General features: G+C 46.9%; 24 protein-coding genes, 1 tRNA gene and 2 pseudogenes. 11 read left to right on the top strand and 16 right to left on the bottom strand.

What is annotated here, in order from left to right:
• Window positions 1–9: 9 nt before the first annotated feature.
• Complete coding sequence (locus tag GVY42_RS13670; RefSeq protein WP_159563536.1) at window positions 10–882, top strand: hypothetical protein; 873 nt, start codon at window positions 10–12, stop codon at window positions 880–882.
• Between the two features lie 65 nt (window positions 883–947).
• Here the strand turns inward: GVY42_RS13670 and GVY42_RS13665 are convergent, their stop codons facing one another.
• Window positions 948–1,319, bottom strand: a complete 372-nt coding sequence (locus GVY42_RS13665; protein ID WP_074037773.1) for a hypothetical protein — start codon at window positions 1,317–1,319, stop codon at window positions 948–950.
• Window positions 1,320–1,421: 102 nt separating this feature from the next.
• Here GVY42_RS13665 and GVY42_RS13660 point away from each other — a divergent pair, with 102 nt between their 5' ends.
• The gene (locus GVY42_RS13660; protein WP_159563535.1) at window positions 1,422–1,835 is read left to right on the top strand and encodes a VOC family protein; all 414 of its coding nucleotides are present in this window, start codon (window positions 1,422–1,424) and stop codon (window positions 1,833–1,835) included.
• An 11-nt stretch (window positions 1,836–1,846) separates the two neighbouring features.
• On the opposite strand, the gene GVY42_RS13655 is transcribed toward GVY42_RS13660, so the two are convergent.
• The gene (locus GVY42_RS13655; RefSeq protein ID WP_159563534.1) at window positions 1,847–2,893 is read right to left on the bottom strand and encodes an NAD(P)/FAD-dependent oxidoreductase; all 1,047 of its coding nucleotides are present in this window, start codon (window positions 2,891–2,893) and stop codon (window positions 1,847–1,849) included.
• Between the two features lie 168 nt (window positions 2,894–3,061).
• Here GVY42_RS13655 and GVY42_RS13650 point away from each other — a divergent pair, with 168 nt between their 5' ends.
• On the top strand, window positions 3,062–3,616 hold the full coding sequence (locus GVY42_RS13650; RefSeq protein ID WP_159563533.1) for an isoprenylcysteine carboxylmethyltransferase family protein: 555 nt from the start codon (window positions 3,062–3,064) through the stop codon (window positions 3,614–3,616).
• 56 nt (window positions 3,617–3,672) lie between these two features.
• Here GVY42_RS13650 and GVY42_RS13645 read toward each other — a convergent pair.
• The 4 genes and pseudogenes from GVY42_RS13645 to GVY42_RS13630 all read right to left on the bottom strand — a co-directional run.
• Window positions 3,673–3,762, bottom strand: a pseudogene (locus GVY42_RS13645) (IS3 family transposase); the annotation flags it as partial.
• Between the two features lie 50 nt (window positions 3,763–3,812).
• A pseudogene (locus tag GVY42_RS16735) lies at window positions 3,813–3,935 on the bottom strand (transposase); the annotation flags it as partial.
• A gap of 74 nt (window positions 3,936–4,009) precedes the next feature.
• On the bottom strand, window positions 4,010–4,819 hold the full coding sequence (locus GVY42_RS13635) for a DUF368 domain-containing protein (RefSeq protein ID WP_015880783.1): 810 nt from the start codon (window positions 4,817–4,819) through the stop codon (window positions 4,010–4,012).
• Between the two features lie 73 nt (window positions 4,820–4,892).
• On the bottom strand, window positions 4,893–5,468 hold the full coding sequence (locus GVY42_RS13630) for a GNAT family N-acetyltransferase (protein ID WP_074037777.1): 576 nt from the start codon (window positions 5,466–5,468) through the stop codon (window positions 4,893–4,895).
• A 100-nt stretch (window positions 5,469–5,568) separates the two neighbouring features.
• On the opposite strand from GVY42_RS13630, the gene GVY42_RS13625 reads away from it, so the two are divergent.
• A complete protein-coding gene (locus tag GVY42_RS13625) occupies window positions 5,569–6,318 on the top strand; it encodes a sugar nucleotide-binding protein (protein ID WP_159563532.1) in 750 nt (249 codons plus the stop codon).
• A 38-nt stretch (window positions 6,319–6,356) separates the two neighbouring features.
• On the opposite strand, the gene GVY42_RS13620 is transcribed toward GVY42_RS13625, so the two are convergent.
• Entirely contained in the window at window positions 6,357–7,598 is a 1,242-nt protein-coding gene (locus GVY42_RS13620; RefSeq protein ID WP_159563531.1) for a cytochrome P450, read from the bottom strand.
• An 87-nt stretch (window positions 7,599–7,685) separates the two neighbouring features.
• On the opposite strand from GVY42_RS13620, the gene GVY42_RS13615 reads away from it, so the two are divergent.
• Window positions 7,686–8,051: a potassium channel family protein gene (locus tag GVY42_RS13615; RefSeq protein WP_159563530.1), complete on the top strand. Its 366-nt coding sequence runs from the start codon at window positions 7,686–7,688 to the stop codon at window positions 8,049–8,051.
• Window positions 8,052–8,068: 17 nt separating this feature from the next.
• Here GVY42_RS13615 and GVY42_RS13610 read toward each other — a convergent pair whose 3' ends face one another.
• Both GVY42_RS13610 and yidD read right to left on the bottom strand, forming a co-directional pair.
• Window positions 8,069–9,421: a sodium:alanine symporter family protein gene (locus GVY42_RS13610; protein ID WP_074037781.1), complete on the bottom strand. Its 1,353-nt coding sequence runs from the start codon at window positions 9,419–9,421 to the stop codon at window positions 8,069–8,071.
• A gap of 129 nt (window positions 9,422–9,550) precedes the next feature.
• Window positions 9,551–9,820, bottom strand: a complete 270-nt coding sequence (yidD, locus tag GVY42_RS13605; RefSeq protein WP_015880777.1) for a membrane protein insertion efficiency factor YidD — start codon at window positions 9,818–9,820, stop codon at window positions 9,551–9,553.
• A 192-nt stretch (window positions 9,821–10,012) separates the two neighbouring features.
• Between yidD and GVY42_RS13600 the strand changes: the two genes are divergently transcribed.
• The 4 genes from GVY42_RS13600 to GVY42_RS13585 all read left to right on the top strand — a co-directional run bounded on the left by GVY42_RS13600 (window position 10,013) and on the right by GVY42_RS13585 (window position 13,388).
• Entirely contained in the window at window positions 10,013–10,801 is a 789-nt protein-coding gene (locus GVY42_RS13600) for a pyrroline-5-carboxylate reductase (RefSeq protein WP_236548968.1), read from the top strand.
• 147 nt (window positions 10,802–10,948) lie between these two features.
• Window positions 10,949–11,185 carry a FeoA family protein gene (locus GVY42_RS13595; RefSeq protein WP_034771241.1) on the top strand — a complete coding sequence of 79 codons (237 nt, stop codon included), beginning with the start codon at window positions 10,949–10,951 and terminating at the stop codon, window positions 11,183–11,185.
• On the top strand, window positions 11,182–13,158 hold the full coding sequence (gene feoB / locus GVY42_RS13590) for a ferrous iron transport protein B (protein WP_159563528.1): 1,977 nt from the start codon (window positions 11,182–11,184) through the stop codon (window positions 13,156–13,158). Before GVY42_RS13595 ends, feoB begins: the two co-directional genes overlap by 4 nt.
• An 11-nt stretch (window positions 13,159–13,169) precedes the next feature.
• Window positions 13,170–13,388: a FeoB-associated Cys-rich membrane protein gene (locus GVY42_RS13585; RefSeq protein ID WP_159563527.1), complete on the top strand. Its 219-nt coding sequence runs from the start codon at window positions 13,170–13,172 to the stop codon at window positions 13,386–13,388.
• A gap of 21 nt (window positions 13,389–13,409) precedes the next feature.
• Here GVY42_RS13585 and GVY42_RS13580 read toward each other — a convergent pair whose 3' ends face one another.
• The 6 genes from GVY42_RS13580 to GVY42_RS13555 form a co-directional block, all read right to left on the bottom strand.
• Window positions 13,410–14,105, bottom strand: a complete 696-nt coding sequence (locus tag GVY42_RS13580) for a DUF554 domain-containing protein (protein WP_159563526.1) — start codon at window positions 14,103–14,105, stop codon at window positions 13,410–13,412.
• Between the two features lie 149 nt (window positions 14,106–14,254).
• Window positions 14,255–14,327, bottom strand: a tRNA-Val gene (locus GVY42_RS13575).
• A gap of 86 nt (window positions 14,328–14,413) precedes the next feature.
• Window positions 14,414–14,971, bottom strand: coding sequence for a GNAT family N-acetyltransferase (locus tag GVY42_RS13570; protein ID WP_084543120.1), 558 nt, complete (start codon window positions 14,969–14,971; stop codon window positions 14,414–14,416).
• A 72-nt stretch (window positions 14,972–15,043) separates the two neighbouring features.
• A complete protein-coding gene (locus tag GVY42_RS13565) occupies window positions 15,044–15,358 on the bottom strand; it encodes a multidrug efflux SMR transporter (RefSeq protein ID WP_159563525.1) in 315 nt (104 codons plus the stop codon).
• Window positions 15,355–15,699, bottom strand: a complete 345-nt coding sequence (locus GVY42_RS13560) for a multidrug efflux SMR transporter (protein ID WP_159563524.1) — start codon at window positions 15,697–15,699, stop codon at window positions 15,355–15,357. The genes GVY42_RS13565 and GVY42_RS13560 overlap by 4 nt, the downstream gene beginning before the upstream one ends.
• Entirely contained in the window at window positions 15,692–16,273 is a 582-nt protein-coding gene (locus GVY42_RS13555; RefSeq protein ID WP_159563523.1) for a TetR/AcrR family transcriptional regulator, read from the bottom strand. The genes GVY42_RS13560 and GVY42_RS13555 overlap by 8 nt, the downstream gene beginning before the upstream one ends.
• Window positions 16,274–16,387: 114 nt before the next feature.
• Between GVY42_RS13555 and GVY42_RS13550 the strand changes: the two genes are divergently transcribed.
• Window positions 16,388–17,170, top strand: a complete 783-nt coding sequence (locus tag GVY42_RS13550) for an alpha/beta hydrolase (protein ID WP_159563522.1) — start codon at window positions 16,388–16,390, stop codon at window positions 17,168–17,170.
• 40 nt (window positions 17,171–17,210) lie between these two features.
• On the opposite strand, the gene GVY42_RS13545 is transcribed toward GVY42_RS13550, so the two are convergent.
• On the bottom strand, window positions 17,211–18,449 hold the full coding sequence (locus tag GVY42_RS13545) for an aminopeptidase (RefSeq protein ID WP_015880769.1): 1,239 nt from the start codon (window positions 18,447–18,449) through the stop codon (window positions 17,211–17,213).
• 112 nt (window positions 18,450–18,561) lie between these two features.
• On the opposite strand from GVY42_RS13545, the gene GVY42_RS13540 reads away from it, so the two are divergent.
• Complete coding sequence (locus GVY42_RS13540) at window positions 18,562–18,969, top strand: YkvA family protein (protein ID WP_074037788.1); 408 nt, start codon at window positions 18,562–18,564, stop codon at window positions 18,967–18,969.
• Window positions 18,970–19,041: the final 72 nt, after the last annotated feature.

Below are 19,041 nucleotides of genomic sequence, written 5' to 3'. Positions count from 1 at the left end.
GGATTCTTCGTGAAACGAGCGCTACGTTTTGTAGAATGCAGGCAATTACCGTTACATGAGCGTATTTCCATTCAGTCGCTATATCCTTTAAGCAAGGCCCCTTTGCTTCTCTCCCTTCCCTCGCATCATCACGTCTACGTCGCACTCAATCGAGATACCCCACTCGCTTCAATCGTCGCAAACGACGAACAGCTTGAAACGGATCATGCCATTCGCCTCTCTCAAGCCACATATGGTGATCGTCACGTCTTTCGCGGACTACTTCATCGTTTGATCTATGAACGAAGTCGAGAAACAAAGTACCCGATTACGTACTATCTTCAGGAAGAGGATTATCATAATCAAGACAAGCACCGAATATATGAAGCAGCAGGGTTTCAAGTATTTCATCAAACCAAAACGTATCATCTACCATTCATCCCTTGCGAGAAAGCAACACATACCGATTGGACACTCGAATTGGTGGACTATTCAAGAAGAGCAGATTGGCTCACATTTCGAAATGAACATTGTCATCTCCTTCCGGGTGCCATTTCGATGACAGATGAACAATTCGCACGAGAAGTTCGCCAGCAAACATTGTTCTATTCCGTGAAGTGGAACCGACAAGTGATTGGAATCATGAAAGTACGCTTACATATGTACCATATTTCAATACAAGAGATGCACGTTGACTGTGACGAGACTTTATTGCGGGAAGCTATTTCATTCCTTCAACAAAAATTTTTCTACATGTTCCGATACATTGAAGAGGCACATATTTCAGCAACAAGTTTGCAACCTGATTTGAGTTATACACTTCGTCGTCACGGCGCCCAAATCTCAAGTATTTGTCGTTATACGTACATACTACAGGCACCACCGACCCCGATTTATTCCTAAACAATCAAAAGACGTCGAGCAAACCAACTCTTTCTCAAAGGAAAAAGTTGTTCATTCGACGTCTTTTATTCTGCAGCAGTAGTCGACTCCATCGCTAGAGGCGGCATCGCTTCAAACAGTTCTGTCCGAAGCCCCGTATCTCTCAAATCGAGCGATTCAATCCGATCGAACTTAATTTTGCGATCGACGACATTGAACCAATACGTAATATTTGGTTCATCTTTAAAACGAATCGCATAATTCGACCCATTTAAATGAAAGTCGACCTCGGTAGACAGCAACTCGGTCGGACCAATTTGTTTATGGGTCGTTAATCGTTCAAGGACAACCTGTTCTTCATTGATGCGATAGTCGACAAACGTCGCAAGCGAGAGTCCAAACACAAATGATACAAAGGCGAAAGTGCCCACCAAACCCATCGTGATTTTTCCGTTCATTTCGCTGTCCCTCCCTCTCCTATTATATCGGATAAGCTTGAAACGTTGTGAAGTGACATTTTGTTCAACTTTAGGCAAACTGAAGCAGAAGGAGGAATTTACATGCATATCGATCATACTGGGATTGCCGTTCGAGACTTAGACGAGGCGATCACATTTTACACGACGGTCTTAGGAGGAAAACTCGTGGACCGCTATACGAACACGGCCATCGGGGTCGAGACCGAATTGGCCGTCATTCATATTGGAGAGGATGTCATCGAATTGTTGCGTCCGACTAGTAAGACGAGTCCGATTGCCCGGTTCATGAAAGCTCGAGGGAAGGGTGTTCATCATATCGCCTATCGTGTCGACGATTTGGACGAAGCGATGGCCGCTCACAAACAAAATGGCATCACCTTTTTAGAAGACACGCTGCGTACGACCGCGAAAGGTAGACGCTTAATCTACATGGACCCGCGTCATTCAGGCGGTGTGATTACCGAGCTTTGTGATTATCCTAGAGAAAAGCAGTAAGAGTGGTCCTCTTACTGCTTCATCATGGTTTCTTCTATGATTTGACGATTCTTCTCTTTTAACCGTTCATTATGAGAGGACACCATTGCGGTCGAATTCGCATTCGGGTCAATGTATGTTTTGGCCCGGTTCACCGCATTCGCAGCATCTTGAAACGCTCCAGCGATGAGATGTACTTTCCCTTCATGCGTGAGAATATCACCGGCAGCGTACAATCCTGGTACGGATGACTCGCTACCTGAATTCCCTTTCACATAAAACCCATCCTTCATCTCGACCTGCAATTCGCTGTTCCGAAGCAACTCCGCGTCTTGTTCATATCCGTGATTGATGACCACTTCATCGACCTCGATTACGCTCGTCTCTCCTGTTTCGACATGAGTCAAAAGAACTTGTTGAATCGATTTCCCATCGTGAGAAATCAAATCCGTCACTTTTGATCGTGGGCAACAGTCGACTCGACCCTGTTTAATTTTTTCAACTTGTGCTTCATGTCCACTAAGTTCTTCTTTTCGATACGTCAGCACGACCTGCTCTGCAATCGGCTCGAGCGCATTCGCCCAATCGACTGCACTATTGCCGCCACCCGATATCAAGACGCGCTTTCCTTTAAAGCGTTCAAGTGATTTAACCGTGTAATGGAGGTTCGACAATTCGAACCGCTCCGCTCCGCTCACTTCAACCTTATGCGGTTTGAGGATCCCGCTTCCTGTCGCAACGATGACGGTTTTGGAAATATGATGACCGTTCGTCGTGTCGATCCCGAACAAATCGTCTGAACGCTTAGAGATCGACTCCACCTTCTCGCCAAGAAGGAGCGTCGGAGAGAAGGTGAGACCTTGCTCGACGAGTTGGTCAATCAGTTTTGCCCCAGTCGTCGGTAGGAGACCACCTACATCCCAAACCATTTTCTCTGGATAGACATGTACTTTCCCGCCTAAAAAAGGTTGAAATTCGATAATTTTCGTCTTCATACCTCGTAAACCGCTGTAAAAAGCGGCATACAATCCAGCCGGTCCCCCACCGATAATCGTCACGTCGAATACTTCCTCGTTCATCGTCGCACCCTTCCTCTCTATATACATAAAAATGATAATCATTCTCATTAGATGATACCCTGTTTTGGTCACTTTGACAATTTTTTTCGAATATCGTCCTGATGAATTTGGTTTTTGTTATGCGTAGGTAGGGTAATAAAACATGAATCAAAAGGGAGGATGTGCGTGATGAATTGGATGGATGTCCTATTAATCGTCGTATCATTTTTTTGGCTAGTTGAGACGTGGCGATTTCGTAACCGAAAAGAGGCAACAGACGGGGCTGTCGAGCGGAAGAGTTTTTACTTTGTAGCGACGACGATGATTGGCGTCTTCGTGTTGTCTATGATCTCTTCGCTTGTTTTCGAATCACAGCCTTCGACAGTTCAACGAATCATCGGACTTACTTTTTACATAGCCGGCGTGTGGTTACGTTATTGGGGGATTTTACACTTACGTCATCAATTCACACGACATGTCGTCGTCCGACCGGAAGACGAACTCGTCAGCTCGGGACCGTATCGTTACTTACGCCACCCTCTTTACACAGGGTTGTTATTGATTACGTTCGGATTCTCGCTATACTTTATTCATTGGGGAATCGCCTTGATTGGTGCGGGTCTCACCTCGCTTGCATTACTGTACCGCATTCGAATCGAGGAAGGTATGCTCATTCGCCATTTCGGTCAGTCTTACCAATCCTGGTCGAAGACGCGCAAGCGCCTCTTCCCCTTCATCTATTAAAAAGGAGTCCGGCTCACCGTGAAGTGACCCCTAAAAGTTAGACACGGTTATTTCATCTAGGCTACGTGAACGAACTGGGTCCGGTATTGCACCGGACTCAGTTTTAATTTTGCCTTGATTCGTCGTGTGTTGTAATAGTCTATGTANTTGTATAGGGTTTGGAAAAGGCCATCGGTCCATGATGGTCGAACTGTTTGACCCAGTTACGCATCAGGGTCGGGGCTACCCCTAGGGATTTCGCGATGCCATTCATACTATCTTTCCCTTCCCGATAGGCCATGACGGCGCTTAACTTTTGATCAGTTGTAAATTTAGTCATTAAAAAACTGCACCTCCAATTGTTAGATGTGTCTAACAATTGGGGTGCAGTTCACCGCTGGACTCCTTTTTCATTTAGACAGAATATTTGCTGAGTAATCGGACGACGATGACCCCCGCGATGAATGCGACGATACTGAGTATCCACATGACTCCTGAAGCTGGTACACCTGGAAACACGACGGCGAGTGAGCCAATGACCAATCCGATGATGACGGAGAACGTCATTCCCGGAAAATTCGCCAACAAGTAACGAATGACTTTACTACTTACAATAAAGCCGACGGCCACTCCAGCACCGACAATCCCAATAATCAACAGATTGAAGTTTGAGATGGCGCTGATGACGGTTGGATAAACGCCAATTAACAACAAGACGAATGAACCGCTAATTCCAGGAAGCAACATCGCCATGCTGCCCAACCAACCGGAGAAGAATAAGAGAAGCGCCGTCCCGAACGTCACGTCCGTCATAATAGACGAATCAACCGGATTCAAGAATGCCATACTCGCAACGAGTATCGTTGCGACAACCATAGCAATAACATGAACCGGACGAATCGATGCGCGTGATTTAAATTCCACGAATAGAAGTGGAATAATCCCTAAAATCAATCCGATAAAGAAAAATTGTGTCGGTGCATAATACTCCAGCAATAAGTATTCAATTACTCGACTCAATGCGATAATGGCTGTCCCCATTCCAATTGCCAATGGAATCAAGAACCCGATATATTTTTTCCAATATCGGCTAAATACGCCGCTAATCGCTTCGATGAGTTGATCGTAGATGCCTAAAATGACTGCAATGGTACCGCCGCTTACACCAGGGATTAAATCACTCGTCCCCATGGCCATCCCTCGCCAAATGTTCTTCCACTCCATAATGTATCTCCTTTACGTATATCTTTCCTCAAGCACTTAGTATAGTCGAGAAAAGAAGTTTGCGCATCCGCTTTTAGACTGAGAAAGGAGTCGAATTGATTTCTTTGATCATATAGTCAAATCTCGCCCCAGAAATGTTGATTTCTTTTTCCTTATGGAAGCCGAGACGTGTGTATAAGCGATGTGCCGCAGGGTTTTCTTGGTCCACGTTCAATGTGACGGCGGGCACACCGCGTTCTTTCGCAACGAGACAAACGTGTTCGATTAACTTCGTCCCGATTCCACGACCTCCATACGCCTCTGCGACAGCCAGTGAATCAATGTATTGGACATAACCTTCCGTTTCAACGTCCACCTCTTCTCCACTTCCATGCGCCGTCAACCATTCTCGAATCGGTCGATCCAATTCTTCTGCCTTATCCCCACGATACGAGATGATCATTCCGGCAACTTCTCCTTCAAAATCCGCCACCCAGATGTTTTCGTGACTCAAGCGATTATTTGGTTTCTCTACCCACATCGCTAGTCGCTCCAATACCTCAGTCGTATCCGTTGATGCCGTCAATGTGTACGCAATCTCATGGATCGCTTGATACATGAGTGGTGCAATTTGTTTACTATCTTGTTTGGTTGCTTGTCGAATATTCATGATTAATCCCTCCATCATCCAGTCTAGCATAGCCCGGCACATCGGTTGTTTGTCCACACTCGTTTTGTGGCATCATATAGAGTGAAAGGGGCGAATCGAAATGAAAGCTATTCTTACAGGAATGAACGGTACAGTGGCACCCGTTGTTGCCGAAACGTTACAGCGCCACGGAATTGAAGGGATTGCGTGGAATCGCGAGCAAGTGTCCACGACAAACGAAGAGGAAATGCGAGAATTCATCGAGCGCATCCGACCGGACTACTTTTTACATATCGGTATGGGCGCGGTGGAGTGGGCCGAGACGCTCGCTCGTTTATGTGGTGAGGCGAAAATTCCTTTCCTGTTCACGAGCACGGTTTCAATTTTTTCAGATGAAGTGACCGGACCGATTTCCCCAGATACGCTACCAGATGCCGAGGATGACTATGGAAAGTATAAGCGTGAGTGCGAACGTGCGATTATGAACGCCAATCCTGGCGCTCAAATCGTTCGTCTCGGATGGCAAATCGGGGATGAGGCCGGATCGAATAATATGATGGACTATTTTACGAACGAGATGAAGCAACGAGGGGTCATCCAAGCGAGTGAGCATTGGTATCCATCATGTTCATTTTTAGCAGACACGGCAGACGCGCTATTTGAAATTTTGACTAAACGTGGACCGGGCATCTATCAGTTAAACGGAAATGCGAACTATTCCCTATACGACATCGCCGTCGGACTAAAAGAGCTTCATGACACCGACTGGCAGATTGAATGTACCGATGAACCGAAACGGGATAATCGAATGATCGATTCATCGGTCTCGATTCGTCCCATCTCCAAACGCCTAAATTTGCAAACGAAGTAAATTCAAAGTCGCCTACTCCCATCGAGTAGGCGACTTTTTTATTGGTTTCGAGTTAGATGAGTCAATCGCAATTTACTTTTCGGCAGACTCGGCATGTCTACAAAACTATAGCTCAAGTCTTGAGGCGGGACCGTGTAGGCGTATTCCTTAGTAAACAACTCAATGACTTGTGCAAGAATTGCAATGGTCACATGTTCACCGGCACATCGATGTCCAAAATCTACATCTCCCCCACCTTGCGGAATAAAGTTAAACGGACTCTCGTTCCAATCTTTGAAGCGAGAGGGATCGAATCGATCCGGCTCCGTCCAAATAGAGGAGTCATGATTCGTACCGTACAAATCAAGAAGCGTCAGCGTCCCTTCCGAAAATGCATAGCCGTCCCATTCAAAATCGGTTTTGACACGAGCTGCCGCTACAGGGAAAAATGGATAAAACCGTCTCACTTCCTGGACAAATTCTGTTTTCGAGACCTCTCCCCGCTCTACCTGCTCTTTTACATCCGGGAACTGATGTAAAGCTAAGACAGTGAAGAGGACATACACCGAGATTGCGACAGTCGGGCGTAAAATGTTCAATACTTCGACCGCCACGACGTCTTCAGGTAATAACTCTCCGGATTCATCCCGGTGCCACGAAAATTCGTACAGCGCCGTATGTTCGTTCGGCAATAATCGATTCGACCGCACTTCTTTTACCATCTGACGAATCCAGGATTCAGCGGAACTTCGTGCCTTCCGACCTTGTAAATACGTGGGACCAAGAGACGTACCCGATTCAAATAATAACCTCATCTCTTCAGTGCGCTTCCCAACTTCTTCTTTCGCAAGTGGAACTCCCGACCATTCACATACGGCCTTCATCAACACTTGTTGCGCAATATCGTATAAGACGACCTCCTCTCCCATTCGTTCAATCTGGTTCCACTCTCGATATGTCAAGCGGAGCAATCGATCTATGTTTTCTTTTGTCATCAATGACATGAACATATGTTTTCGATGCGTATGAGCCGCACCATCTAGTGTTTGGACCCCATCTTCTCCAAACAAGGTTTTCAATAGACGTTTTGGCGCCGCATTCTGACGCATGAATTTGTCTGCATCATAGAACACCTCGGCAGCCTCTTCGCCCCCAAGACAAATCACGCGCTCCCCGAGCAAACGTGTTTCAAAGATATTTGATTGAAAACTTTTGCGACGATTCGCAACAAATAGATATCCTTCCCGTAAAAAATCGACACTATGGTCGAGTCCTTCTTGTTTCGGTATGACTTTCCCCATCCAACTCACCCTTTCTCTTTTCTCGAACTATAAAGGATGTTCCCCCGTTTTTAGCGAACAAACCTAATATCGAAAGGAGCGAGTGACATGTTGCCGTTCTTACTGACATTGCGTCGAATTGTACGCGGAATCTGGCGTGGCCTCCGCGAACCTGAGTTCCAAGTCTTATTCAGCCTTGCCTTTCTCACTGTCCTATCCGGTACACTTTTTTACACACGGTTCGAGGAGATGCGTTGGTTGGACGCACTTTACTTCAGTGTCATCACCCTGACTACCATCGGATATGGTGATTTTGCCCCTCAGACCGACATCGGAAAAATATTCACAATCGGATATGTATTGACCGGGGTTGGCATCATGGTTGGCTTTATCACAAAAGTGTTTGATCATTTACAAAAAGCACGACTCGATGAATTAGAAGCAAAACAAAAGACGCCACCCTCTGATTCATAAGGATGGCGTCCTTTCGTTTAGGAAACTTTTCGATTTTCAATTTCAAGTTGTTGGTTGAAACGCTTCGTCTCGGCAATGACAACACCCGACAAGAACAAGAGACCAATCAAGTTCGGGATGGCCATCAAGCCGTTGAAGACATCCGATAACGCCCATACCAAGTTCAAGTTCGTCGTCATGGCACCGAGTCCCGCGACGAGTACAAAAGCAATCCGATAGGGGAGAATTGACTTTTGTCCAAACAAGTAATGGATGGAGCGCTCGCCGTAATACGACCAACCAAGCACGGTCGAATAGGCGAACAAGACGAGCCCGATTGTGACAATATAACCTCCGGCTGGTCCGAGGAACAGTTCAAATGTAGCTGAAGTCAATTCGACCCCTTCAAGTCCTGTCCCGATTTGACCACCCATGACGAGTGTCAATCCTGTCACCGAACAGACGACAAGCGTGTCCAAGAAGACTTGAGTCATCGAGACGAGCGCCTGACGACCCGGCATATCTGTTTTCGCTGCCGCTGCTGCGATCGGAGCAGAGCCAAGACCTGCTTCGTTCGAGAAGACACCACGTGCCACCCCGTATCGAATGGCAGCTCCGATGGCCCCTCCACCGATTGCTTCTGCACTGAACGTACTGCTGAAGATGAGTGCGAACGCATCCGGAATCAGCGAGTAATTCATCACCATAATTAAAAGACCGCTACCTAAGTAGAAGGCAATCATGACGGGGACGAAGTAACTGACTACTTTCCCGATGGAACGCACGCCTCCGAGAATGACCGCTCCTGTAAAAATCATAATGAGAATCCCTGATATGTATAGTGGTACGTCAAACGTTGTTTTGAGCGCAAGCGCGACCGAGTTCGTTTGGACCCCGTTTCCAATACCGAACGCCGCAATCGATGCGAATGCAGCAAATGCTACTGCTAACCATCGTTGATTCAATCCTCGTTCTAGGTAGTACATCGGTCCACCAGCCATTTGACCGCGCTCATCAGTGACCCGATACTTCACGGCAAGAACTGCCTCTGCGTATTTCGTTGCCATCCCAAAGAAACCGGACACCCACATCCATACGATGGCTCCCGGTCCTCCTAATACGACCGCTGTCGACACCCCGACGATATTCCCCGTACCGACGGTCGCCGCCAGAGCGGTCATGAGCGCCTGGAAGTGACTGATGTCCCCTTTAGAGGATTGATCCTGATTTTTAGAAAACGCCAATTTCAACGCATACGGTAATTTGGTGATTTGAATTCCACCTAGACGCACCGTCAAGTAAATGCCTGTCCCCACAAGCAAAATCAAGAGCGGTGGTCCCCATACAAAGTTGGATGCCGTACTCACCCATTCACTAAATGATTGCCCCATACAAAGTATCCCCTTCCCCCGAAAAATAGTGTACACCTCTATTTTTTCAGAATACTTAGAACAATGCAAAAGTATTGTACTAAAACAACTGATTCATTGTTTGTTCTGTACAAAAACAGCGAGACGAACTCAATCGTCTCGCTGTGACTCAGGTTTCTCTCGTTGTAAAGGCGCTTTCCAATCAAATGTATCCGGAACATAATCGAGCCCGCCTGGATGAAACGGCTGGCAGCGAATGAGTCGGCGAGCGGTTAAATAACTGCCTTTGACAGCCCCATGTTTTTCGATTGCTTCGATTCCGTAGTGCGAACAGCTCGGATAAAATCGGCACGTTGGCGGCTTTAATGGTGAAATAAAACGCTGGTAACCTTGAATCCCTTTTACTAGTACACGTTTCACACGATTTCGCCTCACTCTTTTGAATTAGTGCCATCATAGCGCGATTTGAAACGTTTGTCATGTTCGTCGATTCCTATGTCAAATCGTTTTCCATCTCTTTACAAATGAGCAGGATGGGCGATATTCGAGTGTATGTTTGTTATGATAGTCAACATAACTATTGACCGAATCGAAAAGAAGAGGTGACGAATGATGAATCAATTACTAATGGTCGGTGCTGGATCCATGAGTGAGGCGCTCGTTCGCGGGTGGATCGACTCGGGCATCGAACCGACACACATCACAATGACAAACCGAAGTGACCGGGAGCGCTTACTCTTCCTACAAGATGAACTCGGCGTTCAAATTGTTGAGGACGAAAACGTTAACGACTATGACATCGTCGTATTAGCGATGCAACCTGATGGCGTCATCCCGTACGTAGAATCAAAAGAATGGAAGACCCCACTACTCGTCTCAGTCGCTGCACATATCGAACCGAGCCAATTAGAAGAGGCTTCAGGGCTACCAGCTGTTTGCGCCATGCCGAACACGCCTGTCGCCCATCGGAGCGGGATGACGGGTCTATGGTTTGGTCCAGAAACAGATGAGGCCGTCCGTGAGAAAGCGACTTCTCTCTTTGAACGGGTCGGTCGAACGGCCGTCACCGATGCGAAAACGATGTCCGCCTTTATGGCCGCTGCAGGTTGCAGTCCAGCCTTTTTCTATGAAATCGTAGGTGCGATGACGCCCGTCCTAACGGATGTCGGTTACGATGAACAGACAGCGCGTCAAATTGTCGCCCAAGCGATGAAAGGCTCCGCTGAGTTACTGTCTCATGAAACACGTGAGACGAATGAACTGATTGCCGATGTGGCCGCTCCAGGCGGACCGACCGACCGTGGTGTCGGCGTGCTTCGTGAACGGAATCTTGCTGACGTGATGGCTTCAGCCTTGCGCGAAAGCGCCAAAGAAGATCATGAGTCGATTGAAGAAGTGTAAACGATACTCGTTTACACTTCTTTTTATGTTCACTCGACCTTACTATTTATTATTTATAACTTTTTATATGATCAATATTTCACTTTCTCTTTTGACATGATAAGATAGCGAATGAGAATCGTTATCAAAAGATGGGGAAGGTTACTTATGAGTCTATTACGACATGTCGCGTTGAATCAAACCGTCATTTTATCTGATTTGACTAAAATTGATGATCGCTTGCGCCGACGAATGATTTCTCTTGGTTTTTACGAGGGATGCTCGGTACGTGTGAAGCGCAGAGCTATTTTTTCAGGACCGCTCACCATTGAACAAGTGGATCATCAACAAATTATCGCCATCCGAAGATCAGATGCCGAAAAAATCGGAGTGATTGTACCATGAGCCAACGGATCGCATTGATTGGCAATCCAAATACAGGAAAAACTTCATTGTTTAATCGATTAACAGGTTCATTCGCACATGTGGGCAACTGGGCCGGTGTCACAGTCGAACAAAAAATCGGTCAGTTACATGGGAAAGTCGGACAATTAATTGATTTACCCGGTGTCTATGACTTAGACCCGCTCTCGGCAGATGAAGCGATTGTCTCCCGTTTCTTACTGCATGAACCATTTGACGGGATGATCAATATTGTCGATGCTTCACAATTAGAACGTAACTTACAACTTACTTTGCAACTTCTAGAGATGGGACGACCGCTTCAAATCGGTTTAAACATGGTCGACGTCGCAGAAAGTCGTGGAATGCATGTTAATCTCGACAAATTAAAAACGCTCCTCCAAGTAGATGTCTTCCCGATCACCGCACGAACAGGTGATGGTTGTGACGTCTTGCTCTCATCGATTCAAATGGAGAAGCGTCAACCTTTCGAATTAAACTATGGTCCAGAGACCGAAGAAGCGATTACACGCATTCTTCGTTTAACTGGTCTATCGAGAACGGATCGCTGGATTACAATTCAATATTTAGCAGGCAACCGGATTGTCGTCGACCATTTAGAAGCATCATCTCCAGAGATTGTTGCCGTCCGAAAAGAACTGGAAACGGCTATAGGGCGTTTTGCACACGCACACATCACTGAGCGTCGTCGCGATTGGGCGAAACAGATTCGACACCAGGTCATTGAAAATCACAATGCACAGGACGTGACGATGACAGATCGCATCGATGCGGTTGTGACGCATCCTATCTTAGGTTTACCCATCTTCTTCGGGGTACTCTATGCGCTATTCCACGTGACATTTAATTGGGTTGGTGCACCTCTTTCCGATTTATTAGACGGACTATTGTCTGGTCCGATCACATCAGGAACGGTTTGGATGTTAGATGCTGTAGGTGCTTCTCCATTCATTAAAGCCCTTCTCGTAGACGGTGTCATCGCAGGTGTCGGTGGCGTATTGGTTTTTGTTCCGCAAATCTTTGTCCTCTTTTTCTTTATCTCATTTTTAGAGGACTCCGGATATATGGCGCGAGTCGCCATCGTGATGGATCGTTTCATGCAACTCGTCGGATTGAATGGAAAAAGCTTTATCCCGATGATTATCGGATTCGGATGTAACGTTCCTGGAATCATGGCCGCTCGAACGGTCGAAGAGGAGCGCGAACGTCTAGTCACCATCTTCATCTCACCATTCATGTCATGTTCGGCCCGGCTTCCGATTTACGCTGTGTTTGCGGCGAGTTTCTTCTCTACTCATCAAGCACTCGTTGTCCTCTCGCTCTATATGTTGGGAATTTTCCTTGCCTTGATTGCCGCGAAAATCTTTACGAAGGCATTGGCCTCTGAAGATCAGACGAGCTTATTCATCGTCGAACAACCTCCATACCGCGTTCCCCAAGGACTTACCTTATGGCGTAGCACTTGGCAAAAAGCGAAAGGATTCGTTCGAAAAGCCGGTACATTTATTTTTGGTGGCTCTGTGTTCATCTGGCTACTCGCCTATTCAGGTCCAAGCGGCTTTGATGTACCGATGAATGACAGTTTCTTGGCGATGATTGGTGGTATGATTGCCACATTACTCGTCCCACTCGGATTCGGTACTTGGCAAGCCGGTGCCTCGCTCATCACCGGATTCTTAGCAAAAGAAGTGGTCGTGTCTACGATGGCAATCATCTATGCGGTCGGCGAATCAGATTTATCGGAGTCGCTATTACCAATCTTCACCCCACTCAGCGCGTATAGCTTCATGGCCTTCGTTTTACTTTATGTCCCTTGTTTGGCGACAGTCGCTGTCATCCGGCGAGAAGTGGGTAGTGCCAAGTTGACATGGTTCGCCAGTTTATACGGTTTAGGTGTCGCTTATGTGGTGTCTCTTGTCATTTATCAAGTCGGTCGCTTATTCGGATTTGCGTAAGGAGGAATACCATGTCATTCTTTGACCTACTCATCGGATTCATTGTTTTTGGATATGCCGCATTTTCTCTTTACCGCTACACACGTAAAGCAAAAGGCGGGAAATGTGCAACATGTGAAATTGAACCTACCTGTACAGCGGCGTGCGATGCAGCCGATTGGGATAAAATCATTGCGGAAGCTCTACGAAAAGAGCCTTCCAAAATGAATGCAACCACGAAAAAAGACTGAATCGAATTCAGTCTTTTTTCTTTACAGCATATGTATAACCGTGACAATCATCGCGACCACTAAAATCCCCGGTAATAAATTGGCCACACGAATTTTTGTGATTCCAACCAAGTTCAGACCAATCGCCACAATCATGACCCCACCGGTCGCGGTCATCTCTAAAATAAAACTGTCCATGAGCGATTCCGGTATGAATTTCATGATTTGAATGGCGAGTAATGCGATTCCGCCCTGATACAGTAACACTGGAACTGCTGAAAACATGACCCCAATCCCAAGTGTCGAACTTAACACGAGGGCCGTAAAACCATCAATCAACCCTTTCGTGTACAACACGTCATGATCACCACGCAACCCGCTATCGAGCGCCCCGATAATGGCCATCGCCCCGATCACGAAAATGAGTGTGGCCGTTACGAATCCTTCCGCTACACTCGATTGACTTCCAAGTCGCCGTTCAAGTCGATAACCGACTTCATTTAATAATTCATCCAACTTCCACCACTCCCCGAGCGCTGACCCGACGACGAGACTTCCGATGACAATCAAGAAGTTCTCACTCTTCATCCCCATTTGAATCCCAAGCAAGATGACCGCAAGCCCGATTGCCGCAGTCACCGTCTCCTTCATACGCTCCGGAATGCGGTGAAATAAGAGACCTAGCAATGCCCCGATGACAATCAATGCGGCATTGACGAGTGTACCCGTTAGCACCATGTTGCATTCCCCGTTTCATTATGTATTGAAAGGAATATACCAATTGCTTTCGTGCCATGTCAATATACAAAAAAAGAGCCACTTCTCGCAAGAAGTGGCTTCGCGGAAACCCATGTTCCGGTGGGTTTCTCGAGGGTTTGGCACCCAAGTGATTCTGACTGGGCTCGAACCAGCGACCTCTACCCTGTCAAGGTAGCGCTCTCCCAGCTGAGCTACAGAATCAGGTCGTGTCCTCTCTTAAGGACACTATTAATATATCAAGAAACTATTGAGTTGGCAACAACTTTTTTTATTTTTTTAGAGACTTTTTATCGTGTCATTTGTTGACGGTCGATATGTCGACATAACCGCTCCAAGTCACCCGCATAAACGGAGACGAGCATATCCTTGTACAGTGTATCTCGATCCCAGTGAAGACCATTCGCTTTGGCGACACGTTGAGATGGAACGTTGTCCGGATGAATCAGAGAAATAATCTCCTTCTCGCCCTCTGAAAAAGCATGCTGCATCAGACGCGCGGCGGCTTCTCGACCATATCCCATGTGCCAATGCTTCGGTGACAACCAATATCCGACTTCCAACTCGATTTTGCCGTCCAATTCATGCAATAGCGTACCTGCGTGACCAATCGGTTCATCACTTTCAAATGTCATGAGCTTCAGGAGACCCGTTTGGCGTCCTGTCTCATAGCGGGCCAATTGACGTTCAAACCATTCAATCGTCTGTTCGTCTGTATACGGTCTCCCATCCGGACTGATGAAGCGCATCACCCGTGGATCTTGGAGAAGCGATTTGACAAAATAGAAATCAGAAAGCGTATACGGTTCAAACCGCAAACGTTCGGATTGCAACTCGACAAGATGCATCGTTTTCCGCCCCCTTTTTTTCATCACATAATCTGAAGTAATAAATTCCCGTTTTCAGCACATTTCAATCCTTTACGAGACAATTTTTAAACCGATTACACTACTAATAATCATCAACAAAAAGAAGATACGCCAACGATTTTTCGATTCGTTCAAATAGAGCATCCCTAAAATGACACCGCCGGCCGCGCCGATGCCTACCCAGATGGAATAGGCAAGACTAAGAGGAATGACCTCAAGTGATTTTGATAACCAATAGAAGCTGAGCGCAAACGATAAAATTGATGCAATCGACCACTTTAAAATCTGGTATCCTTTCGATTTCCCCATAAAGAAAACGGCTGTCATTTCAGCAATTCCCGCTCCAATCAGATAAACCCAACTCATGCTTCTTCTCCTCCCGTCACTTGCTTCAATCCGATGATGCCGATCATCAACGTCGTCACAAGTAAGAGCTTCCAACCACTGAGCGCCTCATCAAAAAGAAGAGCACCGACAATCACCGTACCGACCGCCCCAATCCCTGTAAATACGACGTACCCCGTACCGGCAGGCAACGTCCGAAACGCTTTCGCCAATAATCCGAAACTGAGAATCAATAACACGATTGTCCACAATGTCGGACCTAGAATCGTGAAGCCTTCAGACAACTTCATCGTGGTCGCCCAGACGATTTCGAGTAGTCCTGCAAACAGGAGGGAGATCCATGCACTCTTCTCTTTACTCATCCCAACCCACTCCTTTCTTGAAAATTCGAAACGCAGCTTGTTGTCTCATATTCCGATCCTCTTCAAATGTGAATAAGGACAGCAAGGCGCCATCTAAAAAGCAATAGTAGGCAGCATATAGTTCATCGAGCGGTTGTACCGGTAAATCGCCACGCTCCATCGCCAGACGGAACTGTTCTTTTTCAAACCCTTTTAGCTCCGTCTCCACTTTTCCGATGATTTCTTCGATATAATCCCGAAATTCTGGAGGTGGTACGAGCAGCATTCGTTTCGTCAACATCCAAGTCTCATGATCACTAAAGAATGACGTGAGTGTGTTGACAATCGAATCGATTCGTTCTAAAGGTGGTCGTCCAGCCGTATCGTCACAAGTTGTCTGCCATACTTCTTCGTAACGATTCGCCATATCTGACACGACTTGTTTGAACAGTTGTTCCTTCCCATCGATATGGGCATATAAAGAAGCCTTGCGAATCCCTACATCTTCCGCTACTGCCGCTAGTGACAACCCTTCGTAACCATCCCGTGCGAAGCGTGTTCGAGCAGACTGCATGATTTTATCTTTTGTATTCACGTCATTCACTCTCCTTGCCTTATACATTACCTAACGAACGGTAGGTAGTCAAGTCAGGTGATTGTATTTTGGTTCATGATTCTCCACAATACAAGTAGAAAGAGGTGACGAAAGATGATTGAACAATTGAACGTGTCGATTCCGACGGAGAAGGTACGTGGTCAAAAGCGGATTGTCCGCGTATTTCGACCAGACTGGGTCGACGTCAGCACCCCGCTTCCCGTCCTGTATATGCATGATGGACAAAATGTGTTTTCTGGAAACACTGCTACATATGGAGAAGGTTGGGAAATCGATCGTTGCATCGACCTGCTACGACTCCCGCTCATGGTCGTCGCCATCGCGAGCGCCCCGAACTGGCTGGACCGTTATGATGAGTATTCATATGAGGAAGATGAGATGCTGTATCGACGGATCGGACCCGAATTGGCAAGAACTCGTCCAACACTCGGTGGCCAAGGCCGTATGTATACAGATTGGCTCATGAACGAATTAAAACCACGAATTGACAGCGAGTACGCTACTGACCCAGAAGATGTCGGGGTCATGGGGAGCTCGATGGGAGGTGTCATCTCTCTATACATGATGGCGACCTATCCTTCTATTCGACGAGTTGGTTCCCTCTCCACTGCGGCATGGGCCAATCTTGATCCATTGATCCGAGAAATGAAACATGCTGAGTTCGCCGGTAAACTATATATGGACATTGGCACAAATGAAGAGAGCGGGCCTATCACTCCAAGCGACTACCTATTCACGAATGCGAAACTGATTGACGTCATCGCGCAGAAAGGAATCGCCTTCCGATATGAGGTCGAACCAAATGCGATTCACAACGAATCGGCCTGGCGTCGCCGCTTGCCTCACGCACTGCGCTATCTATACGATTGCACGTAAAAAGAGCGAATTCCGTAACTTTCGGAATTCGCTCTTTTGTTTAGATGACCCAGTTCCCGTCACGCATGATTGCTTCACGCGTCCCGTCTTCCCGTTCACCATCGATATTCATTTCGGCTGACCCGATCATGAAGTCAACGTGTGTCATCGAGTCGTTCGCCCCGTTCGCCGCGAGCTCTTCTTGTGACATCGAAGGACCCCCTTCGAGACATGTCGAGTACGCACGTCCGAGCGCCAAGTGACACGATGCATTCTCATCAAACAACGTGTTATAGAAGAGAAGACCAGAGTTCGAGATTGGAGAATCATCCGGAACGAGCGCTACTTCACCGATACGACGCGCACCCTCATCCATATTCAACAATTCATCAAGAGCCGCTTGCCCTTTTTTCGCCTCCGCTTTGACGACTTTCCCACCTTCAAACCAAAGAGTGAACTCATCAATCAAGTTCCCGCTGTAGCTGAGTGGTTTTGTACTCGATACGTGACCTTCCACAGAATCTTTATCTGCGAGCGTGAAGACCTCTTCCGTAGGCATGTTTGCGATAAAGTCGATGCCATCGACGTTCGGGCCGCCACCGCCAAGGAAGACGTGTTTTTTCGGAAGTCCGATCGTCAGTTCCGTACCTGGCGCTTTGTAATGAAGCTTCGCATATTTCTTCTCTGTCAACAGCTTCGCACGGCTACGGAGTGATTGATCGTGTGTATCCCATGCCGCGACGACATCTTCTTGATCCATCCGCGTTGCTGCGAAGATGGCTTGCCATAATGCTGCAACCGCATCATCACGTCCCGGGAATACTTTTTGTGCCCACGCTTCTGACGCACCTGCGACGATTGACCAGCTCACATTGTCGCTCATCACATATTGACGCCACTTCGCAAGCGCTTGTCCTGCTGCACGGTTTGCATCCGAAATGCGTGACGATTCCACACCATTCAATGCATCCGGGTCATCACTGACGATTGACAAGAATGCCGTCTTCTCTTCAGCCAATTGCTCAAAACGAGCCTTCAACCAATCTGGAAACTCTTTGAACGAATCCGCTGGTGCATTGAAATAACGGATCTTCCCTGTTTCTTCGTCGCTCCAGTTGACGAACACTTGCTTCGCTCCGGCCGCATAAGCAGCCTTCACCACGTGACGGACGAGTGGTGCCTGACTGATGTCAGCACGTACTTCTAATTGTTGACCAGGTTGAATGTTCACACCTTTTTTCACAGCTAATTCTGCATAGCGTGCGAAATCTGCCTCTGTCGGCATCGAAATCTTAGACATATGTATCGTTCCTCCTTTTCAGTTATCTTTATTTTCTTAAATTTCAGGAAAAGTTGCAACCAATGCGCAAAAACGGGCATATTAGTAGATGAAGAAAGAAGGAGGAATCCAAATGGCAGATTGGAAAACAACATACACACATTTTTTAAAACAAGCGAAAGAAGACATCCGCGACCGAGAACAATTGGGCGACTTGCTCGTTCAAGGTGAACGCGCACTCGCAAAAGTCACAGTCGATGTGGCATCCAATGAAATCAGTAACATCGAGCGTGAAGAAGAACTGACACTTTACTTCCAGATGAAACAAATGCTGAATATGTTACGCGCGCTTTACAATGAACAATTTGAGATGCAACCCGATAAACAAGAGGAACTTGTTGCGGCCATCCTATACTTCGTCTCCCCATTCGATGCGATTCCAGACGATGTCCCACTCGGACTTTTTGATGATGCTCAAGTCATCGATTACGTACATGAGCAATTAGCGAGTGATATCGATCGATTCCATAATGACATGTGAGACTTGAAATGACGTAAAAGTAGCAGTACGCTTGCAGAAGACTTACAAAAAGGAGGCGTCAGGCCTAGCCAT

The sequence above is a fragment of the Exiguobacterium sp. 8A genome (genome assembly GCF_902506275.1).
GTDB classification, from domain to species: domain Bacteria; phylum Bacillota; class Bacilli; order Exiguobacteriales; family Exiguobacteriaceae; genus Exiguobacterium; species Exiguobacterium profundum.
This window is presented reverse-complemented; position numbering and strand designations above follow the sequence as displayed.